This window comes from Zophobihabitans entericus, from assembly GCF_011745665.1.
Lineage (GTDB): Bacteria > Pseudomonadota > Gammaproteobacteria > Enterobacterales > Orbaceae > Zophobihabitans > Zophobihabitans entericus.
Genome location: NZ_CP050253.1, coordinates 124,369 through 144,018 on the forward strand (window position 1 = coordinate 124,369; position 19,650 = coordinate 144,018).

Below are 19,650 nucleotides of genomic sequence, written 5' to 3' on the forward strand. Positions count from 1 at the left end.
TATTAAGGAATCTATACAATGTGTGGAATAGTGGGAGCCGTTGCGCAGCGTGATGTAGCAGAAATATTACTGGAAGGACTCCGCCGTTTAGAATATAGAGGATATGATTCCGCAGGACTTGCGATTATTTCACCTGCAGGAGAATTACAACGCGTTCGTCGTTTGGGTAAAGTAAAAGCGCTAAGAGATGCTATTGATAGCAATCCTTTAAAAGGCTCTTCTGGTATTGCTCATACACGCTGGGCAACACATGGCGAGCCATCAGAAAAAAATGCTCATCCACACGTTTCAGATTATATTGCCATTGTCCATAACGGTATTATTGAAAATTTTGAACCCCTCAAAGAGAAGCTGATCGCTAAAGGTTATCAATTCAGTTCCGATACAGATACCGAAGTTATTGCACACATGATCCATGATGAGTTACGTCAAGGCGGTACATTATTTGATGCAGTAAGACGTGTGATTCCTCAGTTACGTGGTGCTTACGGTACTGTGATTATCGATCGCCGTAATCCAGATATTATGGTTGCAGCCCGTTCTGGTAGCCCGCTAGTAGTAGGCCTTGGTGTCGGTGAAAACTTCATCGCCTCAGATCAATTAGCCCTGCTTCCGGTTACTCGCCGTTTTATCTTTTTAGATGAAGGTGATATCGCTGAGATTTCTCATCGTACGGTAAAAGTGGTTGATCGTACTGGTCAGACTGTTGTTCGACCTGAAATTGAATCAAATGCAAAATATGATGCAGGTGATAAAGGTGAATTCCGTCACTATATGCAAAAAGAGATTTTTGAACAACCAATTGCAATTAAAAACACACTGGAAGGTCGTTTAAAACACGGTAAAATCGATTTATCTGAACTCGGCGAGCAAGGTGAACAGATCTTAAAACAAGTTGAGCATATTCAAATTGTGGCTTGTGGTACCGCTTATAATGCAGGTATGGTCGCCCGCTACTGGTTTGAGGCAATGGCAGGTATTCCGTGTGATGTTGAGATCGCTTCAGAGTTCCGTTACCGTAAACCGGCTTCACGTAAAAACAGCTTATTTATCACTCTTTCACAATCTGGTGAAACTGCTGATACACTGGCAGCACTCCGTCTGTCAAAAGAGATTGGTTACATCAGTTCACTGGCTGTTTGTAACGTGGCTGCTTCAACACTGGTACGTGAAGCAGATATGGTACTACTAACCAAAGCAGGTGCTGAGATCGGTGTTGCTTCAACTAAAGCTTTTACTACGCAATTAACGGTGCTGCTAATGCTGGTAGCTAAACTGAGTCAACTTAATAATGTACCTGTTGCTACAGAACAAGCGATAGCACACGCACTGCAAGTTCTGCCAAGTCGAATTGAACAAGTACTGACCTTTGATAAAGCGATTGAAACATTAGCCGAGAGCTTCTCTGATAAACATCATGCACTATTCCTTGGTCGTGGGGATGAATATCCAATTGCGATGGAAGCAGCGTTAAAGTTAAAAGAGATCTCTTATATTCATGCTGAAGCTTATGCTGCAGGTGAACTAAAACATGGCCCACTTGCGCTTATAGACGCCGATATGCCAGTTATTGTTATGGCTCCTAACAATGAGCTACTTGAGAAATTAAAATCAAATATCGAAGAAGTACGCGCTCGTGGCGGTATTTTATATGTGTTTGCAGAACAGGATGCTGGCTTTGTCAGCGATGATACGATGAAGATCATTGCTCTACCACATATTGAAGAGATCACCGCACCTATTTATTACACCGTCCCAACTCAGCTACTGGCCTATCATGTTGCCTTAATCAAAGGAACAGATGTGGATCAACCACGTAACTTAGCTAAATCAGTAACGGTTGAGTAACCCCCCTTTTGTTCACTACTGTGTACGCAGTAGTGAACACTCTTTATTTTATTGCTCTCTGCAAAATTGATTCTTCACTCCTCTGGCAATAAATCTGCTTTATTTTCTGATATCAAAACCATCTAATTTTGACTATCTATTTCATTGAATAAAAATCATATTATTTACTTGCTTATTTTCTTAAAATAAATAAAAATACAATTATATTGCATAATTATTCAAAAGAGAAAATTATGAAAGAGAGAACAACTGAACTTGTCGATGGCCTAAGACACTCTGTACCTTATATTAATACCCATCAGGGGAAGACCTTTGTCATCCTGCTTACCGGCGCTACCATCAAAAGTCATAACTATGCAAATATCATTAGTGATATTGGGCTCCTGCATAGCCTGGGCATTAAACTCGTCATCGTATATGGTGCCCGTAATCAGATCGATCATGAACTGAGCTCACGTAACATCAAGCCTTTACATCATAAATATACCCGTATTACTGATAGTGTGTCTCTGGATATTGTGAAGCAGGTTGCCGGACTTCTGCAATTAGATATCACTGCTCGCCTGTCAATGAGTTTAAATAACACGCCACTACAAGGTGCTCATCTTAATGTCGTCAGCGGTAACTTTGTGATTGCCCAGCCACTTGGTGTGGATGATGGGATCGATTATTGCCACACCGGTAAAATACGTCGAATTAATAGTGAGGCGATCAACGAACAATTGGATAGTCGGGCTATTGTTCTGCTTGGGCCAGTAGGTGCTTCTGTCACAGGTGAAAGTTTTAATTTAGCCTCTGAAGATATTGCTGCTGAAGTGGCAATAAAACTAAAGGCAGACAAGCTGATCAGCTATTGTGCTGAGCAGGGTGTTTTAGACAAAAATGATAATGTGATTACCGATATCTTCCCTGTTGATGCCGATAACTACGTCAAAGAGAAAGAGGAACAAGGTAAGCATCTCTCCAGCGAGTGTCGCTTTCTACGTGCAGCTTCTAAAGCGTGTAAAAATGGTGTACGCAGAAGTCACCTCGTCAGTTATTTAATTGATGGTTCAATCCTGCAGGAACTGTTTTCTCGTGATGGTATTGGTACTCAGGTTGCGATGGCACATTCAGAACAGATTCGTAGTGCAACCATCAATAATATTGGTGGCATTTTAGAATTGATCCGACCGATGGAAGAACAAGGTATTTTAGTTCGTCGTTCCCGTGAACAACTGGAGATAGAAATCGATAAATTTACGATTATTGAAAGAGATAGTATGACAATTGGTTGTGCGGCACTCTATCCATTTATCGAGGAAAGAATGGGAGAAATGGCTTGTGTTGCTATTCATCCGGATTATCGTAGTTCCTCACGCGGTGATTTATTACTAAGAAAAGTGATTGAGCGAGCCAAACAGCTTAATCTAAAAAAACTGTTTGTCCTGACGACTAGAAGTATTCACTGGTTTCAGGAGAGAGGATTTATCCCGGCTGGTGTTGATGACTTACCTATGCAGAAAAAAGCTCTGTATAATTATCGTCGTAACTCTAAGATATTAATGCTGGACATTGAAGACTAGCTCTTGAATACTAAGAGCCAGATGAAGTCATTTTACTTCTGACATAATTATGTAAAATATCGGCAGTAAATTGTTTACGTAAGTAGAAGCCTCTTGGTCTTGTAAGAATAATATTTCCATCTTCACCAATGGCTTCTGTCAGCGCCTGACCATTAGCTGCTTTAGGACGTATTTGTAGTACTTCACCTTGTCTGGCCGTGACCTTTTCAATCTGACCAAGTACAATCATATCCATCAGTTCTTGCCAATCTTGCTTCAAGATATTTTCTTGTTCAGAATCAGGCGACCATAAAATTGCAGAACCAACCCGACGCTCTGCCACTCTAATCGTTCTTTCACCTTCTACCGGAATCCAGAGCACTTTCTGCAGTTTATATTTAACATGACTACTATCCCAGGTCACACCATGATTGGCCATCAAAGGAGCAACACAGATAAATGTAGTTTCTAGAGGGTGTCCTTTAGCATCAACCGGGATCGTTTTAAGCTCAATTCCTAAATGCGCAAAATCCTGCTCAGGCTTACTTCCTGCTTTAGCACCTAAGTAAGTTTCTAGCAGATTACCTACCCAGCCTTTATCACGTTTTAGATCAGCAGGAACAGTGATATTTAGATAACTAGCAACCTCTCCAAGCGTATAACCAGCAATTAAATTTGCCCGGGCAAGAAGCTCTTGTTCGTTTACTGGTGGAGATATCATGATTTTTACTCACTATTTTGATAAGAATATAAAATAATTTATTAAGCGCATGTAGTAAAGTGGAATACAGAGTATAATCACTCTCTTAAACAAATTTATTCAGGTGTAGTCTTAAATATGTTTGAATGGCTTTCAGACCCCAGTGCATGGTTATCATTAGCAACCTTAACATTATTAGAAATTATCCTTGGTATTGATAATATCATTTTCTTATCACTTGTTGTGGCTAAATTACCAGAACGTAAGCAAAACTTTGCCCGCCGGCTAGGTTTGGGTGGCGCAATGTTGATGCGTATTAGTTTACTTGCATCTCTGGCCTGGGTAGTCAAATTACAAAATCCCTTATTCTATATCTATCAATACTACTTCTCGTTTACTTCACCAGAAACCTTAGCACAACATGGTGATTTGACTCCTCTTTTATTAGCTGTTTCAGCCAGAGACTTAGTCTTATTTTTAGGTGGCTTATTCTTAATCTGGAAAGGTACGCTAGAAATAAAAGAAATGTTCAATCCACCCGAATCTCATACTGAGTCAAGTACGCATATGACACTCACCAAAGCCATTATTCAAATCATGGTACTGGATATTGTTTTTAGTCTTGACTCAGTGATTACTGCTGTAGGCCTGTCAGAACATTTAATGATTATGATCTTAGCTGTTGTGATTGCAGTGGGGATCATGATGTTTGCAGCTAAACCAATTGGTGATTTTGTTAATACTTATCCAACCGTCAAAATGCTGGCTCTCGCCTTCTTGATTTTAGTTGGCTGGGTACTGATGATTGAAAGTTTCCACGCTCATGTGCCAAAAGGATATATCTATTTTGCCTTGTTCTTCTCACTGGGTGTGGAAATATTAAATCTGCTACGTAACCGTAGAGTGGTGAGCTTCGATTTAGGTCCAACCTCCGTTGAAGATGAGGAAGAAAATCAGGATGACAAAAAAGAGTAATCATCTGATTACTAAAGACAAAAAAGCCAGTGAACCTGGCTTTTTTATTATTTGAAAAACAACTTAGAATTTAGCTGCCCAATCCGCATATGCGTTAATAAAGCTTCCTAAGAATTGTTTGCTTTTCTCGTTGATTTGACCTTGTTCATCAAATGCTTGTGCTACGTTACCAAAATAAGCTTCTGGTTGTTGTAGGATTGGCATATCAAGGAATACAAGTGGTTGACGCAGATGATGATTTGCACCAAAACCGCCAATAGCACCCGGTGAAACAGAAATAATTGCCGCCGGTTTTTTAGCCCAGACACTTTTACCATATGGACGTGAACCAACATCAAGTGCGTTTTTGATCGCAGCAGGATAAGAACGGTTATACTCAGGTGTTACAAAAATAACGCCAGCTGATGCTGCAATTTCCTGACGGAAACGTGTATAAGCTGCTGGTGGATTTGCACCATCAATATCTTCGTTATAAAGAGGTAGATCACCAATTTCAACGATGTTTAATTTTAATGATGCTGGGGCTATTTGTTGTAATACCTTCGCAACTTTACGATTGTATGAATCTTTACGCAGACTACCGACAACTACAGCAATTGATTTACTCATATAACAACTCCTTTTTGTTATTCTAAATAAATAAAGGTAGCCGGGACTCAGCTACCTTTGATTGATAAATCCTGATAAGAAATTAGTGACCAGATGAATCCGGTTTACGGCCTGCTTCAAATAAGAACCATGCACGACGCTCTGCTTCATCTAACCAGCCATCAATAAGACCTGATGTACCTGTGTCATTATATTGATCACACACATTATGTGCTTCACGTAGACGAGAAACTAATGCAATGTTGTCCTGGCAAAGTTCAGCAAGCATATCTGAGGGCTCTACATAGTTTGCATCATTGTCATCAATACGTTGTAATTTAGCGATGTGACCAATTGAACGTAAAGTCATACCACCTAATTTACGTACACGTTCAGCAATAGCATCAGTCATAGCAAATAGCTCTGCACCTTGTTCATCAAACATTAAATGGAAATCACGGAAATGAGGGCCACTTACATGCCAATGGAAGTTTTTAGTTTTTAGGTATAACGCAAACACGTCTGCAAGGATAGCATTCATTGCCGCAGAAATATCACGAGATGCTTCTTTACCTAAATCAGTAGGGATAACTAGTGATGCTCTTTGTAAACCTTGAACTTTAGCTTTATCGATTACTTTTTTAGCTGCTGCTGGTGCTGCTTTTGCCGGTGCTGCTTTTGCTTTTACTGGCGCTGCTTTTTTTGGAGCTGCTGCTTTCTTAGCAGTAGTCTTAGCTGCACTTTTCACTGTAGTTGCACTTTTAGCCATAGTAAATCTCCTTAATATAACTTAGTGGCATTAGTATAAATTCATAAGTAATGTTAAATAACTATATACAAAATTACATCTAATTAGATCTAGTGTCCAGTAATATAAAACAATTTATGTCTATCAATGCTATATCCATAAACTATAAGCTTTATCTACTGATTTCAGTGCTTAGAAAAACTTATTTGACATCCTTTAATTCTTTAAGTTTGCGCGTGAGAGTATTACGCCCCCAGCCCAGTATCTGAGCCGCATCCTGCTTGTGTCCATGGGTATATTGTAGGGTAGCTTCCAGCATAATTTTTTCAACCTGATTTACGACTTCCGGTAGAATATTCTGTTTACCATCAGTCAGGGCCTGTTTTGTCCATGTATGTAGCAGGGTCTGCCAGGTTGCAATATCTAAATTATCAGTGATGACCGATGGTTCAGTTTTGGTTATCATACCTTCTGTAGGTCTGGTCAAAGTTTTATCCTGATAGATCTCTGGTGGTAAATCCTGTACCAAAACCTCCTGACTGGATGACATCACCGTGATCCAGCGACAAATATTTTCCAGCTGACGTACATTCCCCGGCCAGTTGAACTGACATAGCATTTCAATTGCTTCCGGACTTAATATTTTAGTTTCAACACCGAGTTCTTGTGCCGTTGTTTGTAAAAAATGCATAGCCAGTCTTGGAATATCTTCAGCACGTTCACGTAACGGTGGCAACAAGATGCGAATGACATTTAAACGATGAAATAGATCTTCCCGAAATAATCCCTCTTTAACTCTGGCTTCCAGATTTTGATGCGTTGCAGCGATAATACGTACATCAACTTTGATCGGCGCATAACCACCAATTCGATAAAATTGACCATCAGCCAGCACACGTAGCAATCTTGTCTGTACATCTAGCGGCATATCACCAATTTCATCTAAAAACAACGTGCCCCCATTTGCCTGTTCAAAGCGCCCCTGACGAATCTGGCTGGCACCGGTAAAGGCGCCTTTTTCATGACCAAAAAGCTCAGATTCAATTAAATCTTTAGGGATAGCTGCCATATTAATAGCAATAAAAGGTGCTTTAGCCCTTGGACTATGTTGATGCAACGCCTGAGCTACCAGCTCTTTACCTGTTCCTGATTCACCATTAATTAAGACACTAATTGATGACTTAGACAAACGGCCAATAATTCTAAATACATCCTGCATCGCCGGCGCTTCACCAATAATACCGGCGCTGGCTTTCGTGAACTCTGTTTGCGCGATCTTCTGCTCCTGAGAATGCAAAATTGAACGCTCAACCAGCGAGATAACTTCATCCACATCAAATGGTTTAGGAATATAATCAAACGCACCTTTTTGATAAGCACTCACTGCCGCATCTAAATCAGAATGGGCGGTCATAATGATCACAGGAATAGCAGGAAAGCTCTCTTTAACTTGTTGTAGTAAAGTTAATCCATCAATACCCGGCATACGGATATCAGAAATAATTACCGCCGGCTTGGTGCTATTATGCAATAGCACATCCAGAACCGCCTGACCGGTTTCAAAACAGACACATTGAAAACCTGCGTGAGTGAGTGCGCGATCAAGCACCCAACGAATAGAACTATCGTCATCAACGATCCAGACTGTTTGTGGGTTTGATAAAGTTGTGGACTCTATATTACGTTCCATAGTACACCTCACTGACGAATTGGCAGGTAAATAGAAAATTCTGTATGACCTGGCCAACTATTAAATTCGATTTTACCCTGATGTTGATCAATCAGATTACGAGCAATAGATAAGCCCAGACCCGAGCCACCTTCATGCCCACTCACCATAGGGTAGAACATAGTATCTTGCAGATGAACCGGAATACCCGGACCATTATCTTCAATATCAATCCGGGCACACAGACGATAACGCTGTCCATGTAATGTCACCTGAAATGCCGTTCGGGTACGCAAAATTAGCGTACCGCCATCAGGCGTTAGTGCCTGCAGGGCATTTCTGCTGATATTGAGAATAACTTGTTCCAGCTGTTCAGCATCATGTACCAGTTCTGGCAAACTAGGATCATAATCCCGAATAAGTTGTACATTAGCTGGTTTTTCTATTTTCAGTAATGCATAGATATGCTCGATAGATCTATGAATATTCTGAATTTTCTTTTCAGGTAAATGCTGTGGTCCAAGCAGACGATCGACCAGATTTCTTAACCTGTCCGCCTGAGCAATAATAATTTGTGTATATTCTTGCAACTCTTTTTGCGGTAGCTCACGTTCCAGTAACTGGGCAGCACCGCGCAGTCCACCAAGAGGGTTTTTGATCTCGTGTGCGAGACCACGAATCAGCTCTCTGGCTGCAGTTTGCTGAGCTTGTTGCAATTGTTCCTGACTGAGTCTTTTTTGGTTATTTAACTGCGACATTTCCATTAGAATTTGGCCATCACGAAGTGGCTGAGCAGTGAGAGTCAAACTATAAAACTGACCGTTTACCACCAAATTAACTTCATTATCAGTAAAACCCTGACCTTGTGCTAAAGTACTTTGTAACAGAGAAACATCTAATGATAAATAACTGAAAATATCAGGGAAATAGCTCCCTTGTAATTTTCGGGAGCTTTGCGATAAGAGTTGTTGTGCTGCCGGATTAACATATTGAATCTCTAAATGTTCATCCAGTAAAAGAATATTGGTTAACATAGAGTTAAGAATGATTTCAGCATCTGACACAGCGTCTAATGTCATCGTTCCTCCTTAACTCTGTCATCCATTTACATTATCATAAAATATTCAATAAAATCAATAAGTTACAATTAACAACTATAATACATTTCAAACTCAACCGGATGTGGAGTCATATTCACACGAGCAACATCGGCCTTTTTCATCTTAATATAAGCATCGATGGCGTCAGACGTAAATACATTACCACGCGTTAAGAATTCTCGATCCTGATCAAGTTCGTGTAGCGCTTCTTCCAGTGAGCCTGCAACAGTTGGAATTAATTTAGACTCTTCCGGCGGTAAATCATAAAGGTTTTTATCCATCGCATCACCCGGGTGAATCTTATTCATAATCCCATCAAGACCAGCCATTAATTGTGCTGCAAATGCTAAATATGGATTCGCTACTGGATCTGGGAAGCGCACTTCAATACGACGAGCTTTAGCGCTTGATACAACAGGAATACGAATTGAAGCAGAACGGTTACGTGCAGAATAAGCAAGCATAACTGGCGCTTCATAACCAGGAACTAAACGTTTATATGAGTTAGTTGATGGGTTAGTAAATGCGTTCAGTGCTTTAGCATGCTTGATGATCCCACCGATATAAAACAGCGCCATCTCAGACATACCAGCATATTTATCACCAGCAAACAGGTTCACACCATCTTTTGACAACGATTGATGGCAGTGCATACCTGAACCGTTATCACCAAACATTGGTTTTGGCATAAAAGTCGCTGTTTTACCAAATTCGTGAGCAACATTGTGTACCACGTATTTATAGATTTGTACTTCATCGGCTTTTTTGGTCAGGGTATTAAAACGACAAGCGATTTCGTTTTGACCTGCTGTTGCAACTTCATGGTGATGTGCTTCAACCACTAAACCAAGTTGTTCCATAATCAGACACATGGTGGAACGAATATCTTGTGAAGAATCGACTGGTGGAACTGGGAAGTAACCACCTTTCACACCAGGGCGATGGCCTTTATTACCTTCTTCATATTTAGTTCCTGAATTCCAGGCAGCTTCGATATCATCGATATGGACATAGCAACCCGACATCGGCGAACCAAAACGAATGTCATCAAACAGGAAAAATTCTGGTTCAGGTCCAAAAATAACGGTATCGGCAATACCAGTTGAACGTAGATACTCTTCAGCACGGCGTGCGATTGAACGAGGATCGCGGTCATAACCCTGGAATGTACCCGGCTCTAAAATGTCGCAACGAATAGTCATCGTTGAATCTTCATAAAATGGGTCAATTGCTGCTGTTTCTGTATCAGGCATTAGCACCATGTCAGACTCATTGATACCTTTCCACCCTGGAAGAGAAGAGCCATCAAACATTTTGCCTTCTTCAAAAAAATCAGCATCAATTTGGTTAACAGGAATTGTTAAATGATGTTCCTTACCTTTGGTATCTGTAAAACGCAGATCGACAAATTTAACATCATTCTCTTTAATCATTGCCAGAACTTTTTGTGTAGACATAATGTACTCTCCAAATCAGGATACTAAATAATTGTATGGGCATAATTCCGTAGTCATTGTAAATATGCAAAAACAATGCCAGCTTCATTTTTAGGCTGCGCTCTATTTGTTTTTTACCTTTTATCGTTAGCCGGAACCCTACTTTTTTTTATAAACATGCCAGTAAATATATTTTATCATGCACCAACAATATACGTAAGCACCAATTTAGTGCAATCACTTTACAAATAAGCTTAATAAATAACTTTACTGGTGGTTTTACTGCCTTTGATGTTAAAAACAAGGGTAAATAGACAAACAGAATATGAAAAGAAATACCGACATATCAATGTGCAGGACTATATTTTGGGATATAATACCGCTATAATCACTCACTTTAATTGATATAACTAATATAATCGACAGGTAAAAGAATCTTATGGACTTTGTTAATGAACTTCTTCCGTTTGTAAAAAATCATCCAATCCTATCACTAGGCTGGCTGGCAATATTCGTAGCAATTATTCATTTAACTATTAAAAGTAAATTTTCTAAAGTGACACAAATTACTAATGGCATAGCAGTTAATCTAATGAATAAAGAAGAAGCCGTGATTGTCGATATTCGTAATGCTGATAATTTTAAACGTGGTCACATTACAGGTTCACATAATATCCTGCCAGTCGATATTAAAAATAATAGTATCAAGCAGATTGAAAAATTCAAAACAAACCCAATTATTGTTACATGTGATAATGGTATGAGCGCTGTGGCCTCTGGTGAAATTTTAGCAAAACTTGGTTTTGAAAAGGTCTATGCGCTAAAAGACGGTATCGCAGGCTGGAATGGTGAAAACTTACCACTAGTCAAAAGTAAATAATAAAAAGGAATAAAGGATCAACCATGACCGAACAAACTAATACTCAACCAGAAGCTAATTTTGCCATTCAACGTATCTACATCAAAGATGTGTCTTTTGAAACGCCAAATTCTCCGGCCATTTTCCAAAAAGAATGGAAACCTGCGATGAATATTGAGATGAATTCAGCTTCTCAACAACTGGCAGAGAACGTATTTGAAGTATCTCTACGCATTACCTTAACGACCAAATCTGGCGATGACACAGCTTATATCTGTGAAGTAACTCAGGCAGGTATCTTCTCTGTCGCAGGTATCGAAGGCAATCAATTAGCTCACTGTCTAGGTGCGTATTGCCCAAATATTTTATTCCCATATGCACGTGAAACCATTGCAACTTTAGTGAATAAAGGTACGTTCCAGGCGATCAATTTAGATCCAGTTAACTTTGATGCACTATTTATGAACTACTTACAACAACAGCAACAACAAGCTGAAGGTGTACCACCTGCAGGTAATGAAAGTATTCAATAAACAAAGGCCATTAAGATGGAAAGACAAGCAACTGTAACAGTTTTAGGTTCTGGTTCTTATGGAACATCCTTAGCGATTTTACTTGCTCGTAATGGCCATCCGGTCATTCTCTGGGGACATGAACCAGAGAAAGTCGCTCAGTTAGCCGCTGAGCGCAAAAATCAACAATTTCTACCTGATATTACTTTCCCTGATCTTTTGCAAATGGAAAGTAGCCTGGAAAAAGCCGTTCAGGCCTCTTCTATTATACTTATCGTCGTTCCAAGCCACGCTTTTGGCGATGTCTTAAGTAAGATGAAGCCTTTCCTGCGCCCTGATACCAAAATTGTCTGGGCAACTAAAGGACTTGAACCAGATACTGGCCGTTTGTTACAAGACGTGGCGAGAGATATTTTAGGTAATGCTATTCCTTTAGCGGTAATTTCTGGCCCTACTTTTGCTAAAGAAGTCGCTGCCGGCTTACCAACAGCCGTTACCATCGCTTCTACTGATGCTAATTTCTTAACTGAAGTACAAGAGCTATTCCATTGCAGTAAAAGTTTCCGGGTTTATAGCAGTGCTGATTTTATCGGTGTTCAGCTTGGCGGAGCGGTAAAAAATGTTATCGCCATTGGTGCAGGCCTTTCCGATGGAATGGGCTTTGGTGCCAATTCAAGAACAGCATTAATTACCCGTGGACTGGCTGAACTCATGCGTTTAGGTACAGCACTTGGTGCAGATCCAGCAACGTTTATGGGAATGGCAGGTCTTGGTGATTTAGTCCTGACTTGTACTGATAATCAGTCACGTAATCGTCGTTTTGGTCTGTTGCTTGGTCAGAATAAATCCATTGAGGAAGCTCAGGAGATCATTCAACAAGTGGTAGAAGGTTACCGGAACACCAAAGAAGTCTGGCTGTTAGCACAAAAATATCATGTTGATATGCCGATCACAGAACAAATTTATCAAGTTTTATATTGTGGTAAAGATCCGAAAAAAGCGGCTATGGATTTACTTGGTCGTAACCAGAAAAATGAATTAAAAACAGATAAATAGTTTATCTCTACAATATACATACTAAGCATCGCTGCGGAGTGATCCTTTATGAATTTAAAAAAAGCGTCTATCGCGCCTAAACAAATCTGGCAAAGTATTCGCAAAGAGGCTTTAGAGCTGGTTGAGAATGAACCAATGCTCGCCAGTTACTTCCATGCAACACTACTTAATCATGATAATTTTGGTAGTGCGCTGAGCTATATTCTGGCTAATAAATTAAGTACTGATGTCATGCCAGCAATTGATATTCGTGAAATGATCTCTCAGACTTATAAACAAAATCCAGATATTATTCAGGCTGCTATCAAAGATATTTCAGCAGTTTATGTCAGAGACCCGGCAGTTCATTTCTATTCAACACCACTACTGTATTTTAAAGGTTATCTGGCTTTGCAGGCTTATCGCATCGCTCACTGGCTCTGGAAACAAGAGCGTATTCCGTTGGCAATTTTCTTACAAAGTCAAATTGCAGTGGTGTTGGGTGTTGATATTCACCCTGCCGCCAGAATTGGCTGTGGTGTGATGTTTGACCATGCTACAGGTATTGTCATTGGTGAAACTGCAGTGGTTGAAGATGATGTTTCTATTCTGCAATCAGTAACACTGGGTGGTACAGGTAAAGAGAGTGGTGATCGTCATCCAAAAATCCGTGAAGGTGTAATGATAGGTGCCAATGCAACCATTCTGGGTAATATCGAGATCGGTAAAGGCGCTAAAATCGGTGCCGGTTCCGTCGTACTTGAATCGATTCCACCTCATACAACTGCGGCGGGTGTTCCGGCTAAAGTTATCGGTTGCCCGGGTTGTGATAAGCCTGCTTTAGACATGAATCAGAATCTGTAATATCTTACTCGTTAATGAAAAATGCACGTGTTCACGTGCATTTTTTTATGTCTGAAAATATAAACTAATTAATATTTGGATCTGCCGCAACTGTAGTTGGATTGCCTGACACGTGTTGCATATTACCATTATCCACAGAACTGAAGTTTAACTCCATTGTTGGGTAAGGGATACCAATATTATGGTTATCCAATTCTGTCTTAATGTTTTCAAGCAGTTGAGCACGTACAGAACCGTAATTATCATTCAGCACCCAAACCTGCACGACAAAATTGAGCGATGAGCTAGCCAGCTCATCCAAACGGATGGTCACCGCCCTGTCCATCTGAATATTGTCAGTCTTATGAATAGCTTTGAGCAGGACGTCTTTGACCAGTTCAAGACTGGCGTTATATTCCACACCAATAATCAAATCAATACGACGATTAGGATCTCGACTATAGTTAATGATATTGCCAGCCACAACTTTACTATTTGGAATCACCGCTATTTTACCGTCAGGAGTAGAAAGTGTGGTTGAGAAGATTTGGATAGTCTGAACGGTACCAATAATCCCAATATCAATCAATTCACCTGATTTAAACGGACGGAAAATAATGAGTAATACACCAGCAGCAAAATTAGATAATGAACCTTGTAGAGCTAAACCAATAGCTAAACCAGCCGCACCTACAACCGCAACAATCGAGGCTGTTTGTACGCCAAGCTGTCCCAGCACTGCAATAAGTGTAAAAGCGATAATTGCATAGCGGCTTAAAGTGACAGAAAAAGAGATTAAAGTTGGTTCTACCTGCCTTCTTAACAATAACCGTTTTAAGAAACGCGAAGCAAATCCGGCAACAAAACGACCGATAATAAAAATAATAATCGCAAAGAGAATATTGAGTGCATAGCTTACAATAATGTTGTCGTATTTATCTAAGAAAGCAATCGCCTGCTGTTCTATGTTTTCTGTTTCCATAAGTGATACCTCCTGAACTAATTTAGCTGTTTGGCCAATAGTAACCAGCGAGTCTCAAACTCTTCTGTTGGCAGATGTTTAAAACCAGAACGAACATATCGAGAAATCATTCCTTCACAAAATGCAAGTAATTGACTGGCAAGTAAACGTTCATCATAAGCAAAGCCAGTGCCTTCCCTGATTTTTCGTTCACGTAACACCTGCCGAATTTGAGTTTCAATTCTCTCAAATAGCTGACTAACCCGTTCTTGCAATAGATCTTGTTCAAACATCAAAGCATGGCCTGTGATAATACGAGCCAGACCTGGATTCTTTTCTGAAAATCCTAAAATCAACGCTAAAATTAACCGGATACGATTAAAGGTATCTTTTTCATCCTGTAAAATTAAGTTGATACGGCTCAGTAAGATGTCCTCAATATAAGCAATTAAACTTTCAAACATATGCGTTTTACTCGGAAAATGCCGATAAAGGGCTGCTTCAGATACACCAACCGCTGCTGCTAGTTTAGCGGTGGTAATACGGTGCGCTCCTTCGCTGGACTCTAGCATGGTAGCCAGTGCCTGTAGGATATCTTCCTTGCGATTTTTTCTTTTACCTGTCACAATCTTTTACCTGTCACAACCTTTTATCTATCATAAATAACCCTTAAACTATTTACGTCCCGAATGGCCAAAGCCACCCGCTCCGCGTTCAGTTTCTGTAAACTCTTCAACGATGTTAAAGTTAGCCTGAACAACAGGTACAATAATAAGTTGTGCAATACGATCACCCGGTTCAACGGTAAAACTTTGCTGACTACGGTTCCACAATGGCACAAAAAGCTGTCCCTGATAATCTGAGTCGATGAGTCCGACTAAATTACCAAGTACAATTCCATGCTTAGAACCAAGCCCGGAGCGTGGTAAAACTAAAGCAGCTAAACCTGGATCTGCGATATACATTGATAGTCCTGTCGGAGTCAGAACAGTTTCATTAGGTTTAATTTCTGTTGTTTTATCAAACATAGCACGCAAATCTATGCCAGCAGAACCTGATGTAGCGTAAGTTGGTAGCGGAAACTCTTTACCTAAACGATTATCTAAAATCTTAATATCAATGTCTTTTTTCATAGTGTTCTACAATCTCTTCGATTAATTGTTTAGCCAACTGTGCTTTGCTTGTCATTGGTAGTTCTTTTTTACCATCTTTCCAATATAGCGTCAGGGCATTATTGTCTGAATTAAATCCACTGGTTGTGGATGACACGTCATTAGCACAAATTAAGTCTAAATTCTTTTTCTTTAATTTTGCTAAAGCATATTCTTCAATGTGTTGAGTTTCTGCTGCAAAACCAACAACGTATGGTCGGTATTCTGACATGGCAGCAACACCAGCCACAATATCCGGGTTTTTAACGAGCGATAAAGTTAGTGTCTCCTCACTCTGCTTTTTAATTTTATCTCTGGCAATATTTTCTGCCCGGTAATCAGCAACTGCAGCACAGGCGATAAAAATATCTGCCTGGGTGGCGTGTTCCATTACTTTTTCCTGCATTTCTAAAGCACTTTCGACATTAATACGCATAACACGTGGAGGAGTCGGTAAATTGACAGGACCTGTAACTAAAGTGACTTTTGCTCCAAGGGCCGCTGCTGCCTGAGCAATCGCAAATCCCATTTTACCCGAGCTGTGGTTTGTAATATAACGGACAGGATCCAATGCTTCACGAGTAGGACCGGCAGTAATCACTATATCAAGATGAGACAGTTTGTTAGTACTGACTAACAAATCCTGAATATGTTGTACGATACAGGCTGGTTCAATCATTCTGCCTGGACCAACATCACCACAAGCCTGAAAACCAGCATCAGGCCCCAGAATATGAACATGACGCTCTACTAATACAGATAGATTTTTTTGTGTCGCAAGCGCCTGAAACATATTTTGATTCATCGCCGGAGCAATCGCAATTGGTGCAGTTGTTGCTAAACAAAGCGTAGATAGCAGATCATCTGCAATACCTGTTGCCAATTTTGCAATGATATTAGCAGTTGCTGGTGCAATTAAAACCAGATCGGCCCATTTTGCCAGTTCAATATGTCCCATAGATAATTCAGCCGCTGGGTCAAACAAACTATTTGATACCCGATTCCCAGAAACGGCTTGTAAAGCCAACGGTGAAACAAAATGCTCAGCAGAACTCGTCATAACAACATGTACTTCAGCACCTTGTTTTTTTAACTGGCGTACAAGTTCCGGACATTTATAAGCGGCAATGCCACCAGAAACTCCCAGTACGATATGTTTACCTGTCAGACTCATAACAAACTCACTAAATAGTAGGTGATACCTAATAATACCATAGAAAAATAGTGCGAAAAAACCATTTACAGAAATAAGTTAGTTTGCACTCACTTTTTGTACTGTTACATTTGTTTCAAATAAACATTGGAAGAAAACTCGAAAAATATGATATTCACTATTTAATATCTCTTTCAATTAGCTAGGATAGCAACTTTATTAACTTACTTATTGATTTACCAATGAATCCACAATATTTGCAACCAAGGGAGAAGCTCTTATTATACGGAGTACAGTCTTTAAGTGATGCAGAGTTATTAGCAATCTTTCTGCGTACCGGCGTAAAAGGAACTAATGTACTTACTCTTTCTCAAAATCTACTTAATGAGTTTGGCTCGTTATATCACTTAATTAATGCCGATCATAAATCTTTTTGTAGTGAGCCCGGCCTTGGAACAGTGAAATATACCCAACTCAAAGCGGTCGTTGAACTCTCTCATCGTTATTTAAAAGTGCAAATGACCAAAGAAAGTTCCCTGACCAATCCAAGTCTTACACACCATTATCTGGCCAGCAGACTTGCCGATAAAGAGAGAGAAGTGTTTTTAGTGATATTTCTGGATAACCAAAATAGAGTTATCTACGCAGAAGAAATGTTTGTAGGTACTTACAATTCTGTTGAAATACATCCGAGAGAAATTATTCGGGAAGCCTTAAAATGTAACGCTGCAGCACTGATACTCGCCCATAATCACCCATCCGGTATTGCTGAACCCAGTCAGGCAGATCGTAATATTACTTATCAAATAGAACAAGCCTGTGCCTTAATTGATATCAGGGTTATTGATCACATTGTTATCGGTAAAGGAGAATATGTCTCTTTTGCTGAGCGAGGGTGGCTTTAAGCCTCCCTCTTTTACTCTTTTTTCAGGTATAATACATTACTTTACCAATTAAATGATGATAATTACTATGACCAATGAACAACTAAATCAGCGTCTGGAGTTACTTGAAACCAAAGCTGCCTTTCAGGAAGTAACGATTGAACATTTAAACCAAACGGTGATTCAGTTACAACTGGAGTCGGCTAAGCTAAAAGAACAACTCAAATTATTATCAGACAAGTACAAATCGTCTCAGGTATCGCATATTGCTAGCATGTCAGAAGAAACTCCACCACCACATTATTAAATACCTTAAGAATTATAAAAAAATACATCCCAGTAACCTAAAAACACACTTTTTAAAATTAGAAAGGCCGCCTTCTCCTGATATTATTTTACATATCAAGAAATATCTTAAATATTCGAATTAAAACTTGATAAGCCTCAGTTTTTTAACTAAGATTCACACGAAAAAATAATAAAAACTTGATTAAATAAGACAAAAAACGGATAGGGATGCTAACTATCGCCTGATAATAAGCATAACTAAAAACAATAAGAAAATTAATAATGAAAAAAATCAATATAATAACTTCAGTAGTAATATTAGCTACCGGCATTTCATGCGCTTTCGCTGCACTTAATGGTACTACCGTTAATGTAATCAGAGGTGATGCACCATACTTAACTCATATCGATACTGGCGATGTTAATGTGCCTGCTCACGTATACTTTTTTAGAATGTTAACAGATGGTACTACAGTTGATATTTCAACCCTACCTCCACCAGAAAATAAAGTTCAAGTATACGATACCTTAGCTGTACGTTTTAGGATCTATGATAACAATGGGGATCAACCTCCTAACAGCTACTTTGGTATTCAAGGTAAAAAATCACCAGATAATGAAGATATTGATACTTATTTTATATTAACGAATCCAGCTGGAGTTACCTCTACTGTTGGACCAAATGGATATAGTTTACCTGATATTTCAACAGTTAAACCATATTATACTGCAATGATGCAATATTCTATTGGCCCTGACTTACTGGGCTATAAATATGTCGGATTCAACTTAGCGGCAGTGACAAGTTACGGACTACCATATAACGGTACCATTTATAGTGGGCAAAATGCTTATAACATACCAGGTATACCATCTACAGTACCGGACCCGGAAGATCCATGGCCAATCCAGCCTAATCCACAAATAACTGTAGGAATATTTAAAGCCAGTGACATGCCAGCAGATGTTAATGGCGGACCTGCTGGAATAACGCCACTATCAGCAGCTTCATCAACAGAAACTCTAAAACTTGGTGAACGATATATTGCATTTATATGGCGAGATCGAAATGGTAATGGTTTATATGACACTGGTGAATCAATTTATCAAGACTATATGGGATCAGCACGGCTAAAATATACCTGGTCAGTTTACGATGGTAATGCTGCAGCCGGAGGAAGCGTGGCAACCGGCAGTAAAATCATTCTTGAACAAAATACCAGCACAAAAATTATCACATTACCGCAAACCAATGCTGAAGTATTTACTAAATGGCCAAGTGCTTCTGGCAATGGTCTGCCTACTACAGAAGCAGGTATTCAGGGCTTCAAACTACAAGTTGATGTTGACTGGTAA

20 protein-coding genes are annotated in these 19,650 nt (G+C 39.6%); 10 read left to right on the forward strand and 10 right to left on the reverse strand.

From position 1 onward, the window contains the following. The first annotated feature begins 18 nt into the window (after nucleotides 1-18). Both glmS and argA read left to right on the forward strand, forming a co-directional pair. Nucleotides 19-1,848, forward strand: a complete 1,830-nt coding sequence (glmS, locus tag IPMB12_RS00555; protein ID WP_166913911.1) for a glutamine--fructose-6-phosphate transaminase (isomerizing) — start codon at nucleotides 19-21, stop codon at nucleotides 1,846-1,848. Between the two features lie 233 nt (nucleotides 1,849-2,081). Further along, nucleotides 2,082-3,413, forward strand: a complete 1,332-nt coding sequence (gene argA / locus IPMB12_RS00560; protein WP_166913913.1) for an amino-acid N-acetyltransferase — start codon at nucleotides 2,082-2,084, stop codon at nucleotides 3,411-3,413. 10 nt (nucleotides 3,414-3,423) lie between these two features. Here the strand turns inward: argA and mutH are convergent, their stop codons facing one another. Next, the gene (mutH, locus tag IPMB12_RS00565; RefSeq protein ID WP_166913916.1) at nucleotides 3,424-4,113 is read right to left on the reverse strand and encodes a DNA mismatch repair endonuclease MutH; all 690 of its coding nucleotides are present in this window, start codon (nucleotides 4,111-4,113) and stop codon (nucleotides 3,424-3,426) included. A gap of 117 nt (nucleotides 4,114-4,230) precedes the next feature. On the opposite strand from mutH, the gene IPMB12_RS00570 reads away from it, so the two are divergent. After that, nucleotides 4,231-5,067 carry a TerC family protein gene (locus IPMB12_RS00570; protein ID WP_166913917.1) on the forward strand — a complete coding sequence of 279 codons (837 nt, stop codon included), beginning with the start codon at nucleotides 4,231-4,233 and terminating at the stop codon, nucleotides 5,065-5,067. A 63-nt stretch (nucleotides 5,068-5,130) separates the two neighbouring features. On the opposite strand, the gene IPMB12_RS00575 is transcribed toward IPMB12_RS00570, so the two are convergent. From IPMB12_RS00575 to glnA, 5 genes are all read right to left on the reverse strand, one after another. Continuing rightward, entirely contained in the window at nucleotides 5,131-5,676 is a 546-nt protein-coding gene (locus IPMB12_RS00575; RefSeq protein ID WP_166913919.1) for an NADPH-dependent FMN reductase, read from the reverse strand. Between the two features lie 82 nt (nucleotides 5,677-5,758). After that, the gene (locus IPMB12_RS00580; protein ID WP_166913921.1) at nucleotides 5,759-6,424 is read right to left on the reverse strand and encodes a Dps family protein; all 666 of its coding nucleotides are present in this window, start codon (nucleotides 6,422-6,424) and stop codon (nucleotides 5,759-5,761) included. A gap of 181 nt (nucleotides 6,425-6,605) precedes the next feature. Next, nucleotides 6,606-8,093 (reverse strand): nitrogen regulation protein NR(I), encoded by a 1,488-nt coding sequence (glnG, locus tag IPMB12_RS00585; protein ID WP_166913923.1) that lies wholly within the window; start codon nucleotides 8,091-8,093, stop codon nucleotides 6,606-6,608. 8 nt (nucleotides 8,094-8,101) lie between these two features. Further along, complete coding sequence (gene glnL, locus IPMB12_RS00590; RefSeq protein WP_166913925.1) at nucleotides 8,102-9,151, reverse strand: nitrogen regulation protein NR(II); 1,050 nt, start codon at nucleotides 9,149-9,151, stop codon at nucleotides 8,102-8,104. 68 nt (nucleotides 9,152-9,219) lie between these two features. Beyond that, the gene (gene glnA / locus IPMB12_RS00595) at nucleotides 9,220-10,629 is read right to left on the reverse strand and encodes a glutamate--ammonia ligase (protein ID WP_166913927.1); all 1,410 of its coding nucleotides are present in this window, start codon (nucleotides 10,627-10,629) and stop codon (nucleotides 9,220-9,222) included. 418 nt (nucleotides 10,630-11,047) lie between these two features. Here glnA and IPMB12_RS00600 point away from each other — a divergent pair, with 418 nt between their 5' ends. Genes IPMB12_RS00600 through cysE form a run of 4 tightly spaced genes read left to right on the forward strand, consistent with a single transcriptional unit; the run spans nucleotide 11,048 to nucleotide 13,878 of the window. After that, on the forward strand, nucleotides 11,048-11,488 hold the full coding sequence (locus tag IPMB12_RS00600) for a rhodanese-like domain-containing protein (RefSeq protein WP_166913929.1): 441 nt from the start codon (nucleotides 11,048-11,050) through the stop codon (nucleotides 11,486-11,488). A 23-nt stretch (nucleotides 11,489-11,511) separates the two neighbouring features. Next, on the forward strand, nucleotides 11,512-12,000 hold the full coding sequence (secB, locus tag IPMB12_RS00605; RefSeq protein ID WP_166913931.1) for a protein-export chaperone SecB: 489 nt from the start codon (nucleotides 11,512-11,514) through the stop codon (nucleotides 11,998-12,000). Between the two features lie 15 nt (nucleotides 12,001-12,015). Further along, entirely contained in the window at nucleotides 12,016-13,035 is a 1,020-nt protein-coding gene (gene gpsA, locus IPMB12_RS00610; RefSeq protein WP_166913933.1) for an NAD(P)H-dependent glycerol-3-phosphate dehydrogenase, read from the forward strand. A 48-nt stretch (nucleotides 13,036-13,083) separates the two neighbouring features. After that, nucleotides 13,084-13,878 carry a serine O-acetyltransferase gene (cysE, locus tag IPMB12_RS00615; protein ID WP_166913935.1) on the forward strand — a complete coding sequence of 265 codons (795 nt, stop codon included), beginning with the start codon at nucleotides 13,084-13,086 and terminating at the stop codon, nucleotides 13,876-13,878. A gap of 64 nt (nucleotides 13,879-13,942) precedes the next feature. Here cysE and IPMB12_RS00620 read toward each other — a convergent pair whose 3' ends face one another. The 4 genes from IPMB12_RS00620 to coaBC all read right to left on the reverse strand — a co-directional run bounded on the left by IPMB12_RS00620 (nucleotide 13,943) and on the right by coaBC (nucleotide 17,143). After that, complete coding sequence (locus IPMB12_RS00620) at nucleotides 13,943-14,839, reverse strand: mechanosensitive ion channel domain-containing protein (RefSeq protein ID WP_166913937.1); 897 nt, start codon at nucleotides 14,837-14,839, stop codon at nucleotides 13,943-13,945. Nucleotides 14,840-14,856: 17 nt separating this feature from the next. Beyond that, entirely contained in the window at nucleotides 14,857-15,390 is a 534-nt protein-coding gene (gene slmA / locus IPMB12_RS00625) for a nucleoid occlusion factor SlmA (RefSeq protein WP_166917640.1), read from the reverse strand. Between the two features lie 102 nt (nucleotides 15,391-15,492). Next, the gene (gene dut / locus IPMB12_RS00630) at nucleotides 15,493-15,951 is read right to left on the reverse strand and encodes a dUTP diphosphatase (protein WP_166913939.1); all 459 of its coding nucleotides are present in this window, start codon (nucleotides 15,949-15,951) and stop codon (nucleotides 15,493-15,495) included. Then, nucleotides 15,935-17,143 (reverse strand): bifunctional phosphopantothenoylcysteine decarboxylase/phosphopantothenate--cysteine ligase CoaBC, encoded by a 1,209-nt coding sequence (gene coaBC / locus IPMB12_RS00635; protein WP_166913941.1) that lies wholly within the window; start codon nucleotides 17,141-17,143, stop codon nucleotides 15,935-15,937. The genes dut and coaBC overlap by 17 nt, the downstream gene beginning before the upstream one ends. A 221-nt stretch (nucleotides 17,144-17,364) precedes the next feature. On the opposite strand from coaBC, the gene radC reads away from it, so the two are divergent. From radC to IPMB12_RS00650, 3 genes are all read left to right on the forward strand, one after another. After that, nucleotides 17,365-18,027, forward strand: a complete 663-nt coding sequence (gene radC, locus IPMB12_RS00640; RefSeq protein WP_208293514.1) for a RadC family protein — start codon at nucleotides 17,365-17,367, stop codon at nucleotides 18,025-18,027. Between the two features lie 67 nt (nucleotides 18,028-18,094). Continuing rightward, nucleotides 18,095-18,313: a SlyX family protein gene (locus IPMB12_RS00645; protein WP_166913943.1), complete on the forward strand. Its 219-nt coding sequence runs from the start codon at nucleotides 18,095-18,097 to the stop codon at nucleotides 18,311-18,313. A gap of 263 nt (nucleotides 18,314-18,576) precedes the next feature. Then, a complete protein-coding gene (locus IPMB12_RS00650) occupies nucleotides 18,577-19,650 on the forward strand; it encodes a hypothetical protein (RefSeq protein WP_166913945.1) in 1,074 nt (357 codons plus the stop codon).

Excerpts from the sequence above, each read along its gene's own strand:
- glmS (WP_166913911.1), top strand. The coding sequence starts at position 19 with ATGTGTGGAATAGTGGGAGCCGTTGCGCAGCGTGATGTAGCAGAAATA.
- argA (WP_166913913.1), top strand. The coding sequence starts at position 2,082 with ATGAAAGAGAGAACAACTGAACTTGTCGATGGCCTAAGACACTCTGTA.
- mutH (WP_166913916.1), bottom strand. The coding sequence starts at position 4,113 with ATGATATCTCCACCAGTAAACGAACAAGAGCTTCTTGCCCGGGCAAAT.
- IPMB12_RS00570 (WP_166913917.1), top strand. The coding sequence starts at position 4,231 with ATGTTTGAATGGCTTTCAGACCCCAGTGCATGGTTATCATTAGCAACC.
- IPMB12_RS00575 (WP_166913919.1), bottom strand. The coding sequence starts at position 5,676 with ATGAGTAAATCAATTGCTGTAGTTGTCGGTAGTCTGCGTAAAGATTCA.
- IPMB12_RS00580 (WP_166913921.1), bottom strand. The coding sequence starts at position 6,424 with ATGGCTAAAAGTGCAACTACAGTGAAAAGTGCAGCTAAGACTACTGCT.
- glnG (WP_166913923.1), bottom strand. The coding sequence starts at position 8,093 with ATGGAACGTAATATAGAGTCCACAACTTTATCAAACCCACAAACAGTC.
- glnL (WP_166913925.1), bottom strand. The coding sequence starts at position 9,151 with ATGACATTAGACGCTGTGTCAGATGCTGAAATCATTCTTAACTCTATG.
- glnA (WP_166913927.1), bottom strand. The coding sequence starts at position 10,629 with ATGTCTACACAAAAAGTTCTGGCAATGATTAAAGAGAATGATGTTAAA.
- IPMB12_RS00600 (WP_166913929.1), top strand. The coding sequence starts at position 11,048 with ATGGACTTTGTTAATGAACTTCTTCCGTTTGTAAAAAATCATCCAATC.
- secB (WP_166913931.1), top strand. The coding sequence starts at position 11,512 with ATGACCGAACAAACTAATACTCAACCAGAAGCTAATTTTGCCATTCAA.
- gpsA (WP_166913933.1), top strand. The coding sequence starts at position 12,016 with ATGGAAAGACAAGCAACTGTAACAGTTTTAGGTTCTGGTTCTTATGGA.
- cysE (WP_166913935.1), top strand. The coding sequence starts at position 13,084 with ATGAATTTAAAAAAAGCGTCTATCGCGCCTAAACAAATCTGGCAAAGT.
- IPMB12_RS00620 (WP_166913937.1), bottom strand. The coding sequence starts at position 14,839 with ATGGAAACAGAAAACATAGAACAGCAGGCGATTGCTTTCTTAGATAAA.
- slmA (WP_166917640.1), bottom strand. The coding sequence starts at position 15,390 with ATGCTAGAGTCCAGCGAAGGAGCGCACCGTATTACCACCGCTAAACTA.
- dut (WP_166913939.1), bottom strand. The coding sequence starts at position 15,951 with ATGAAAAAAGACATTGATATTAAGATTTTAGATAATCGTTTAGGTAAA.
- coaBC (WP_166913941.1), bottom strand. The coding sequence starts at position 17,143 with ATGAGTCTGACAGGTAAACATATCGTACTGGGAGTTTCTGGTGGCATT.
- radC (WP_208293514.1), top strand. The coding sequence starts at position 17,365 with ATGAATCCACAATATTTGCAACCAAGGGAGAAGCTCTTATTATACGGA.
- IPMB12_RS00645 (WP_166913943.1), top strand. The coding sequence starts at position 18,095 with ATGACCAATGAACAACTAAATCAGCGTCTGGAGTTACTTGAAACCAAA.
- IPMB12_RS00650 (WP_166913945.1), top strand. The coding sequence starts at position 18,577 with ATGAAAAAAATCAATATAATAACTTCAGTAGTAATATTAGCTACCGGC.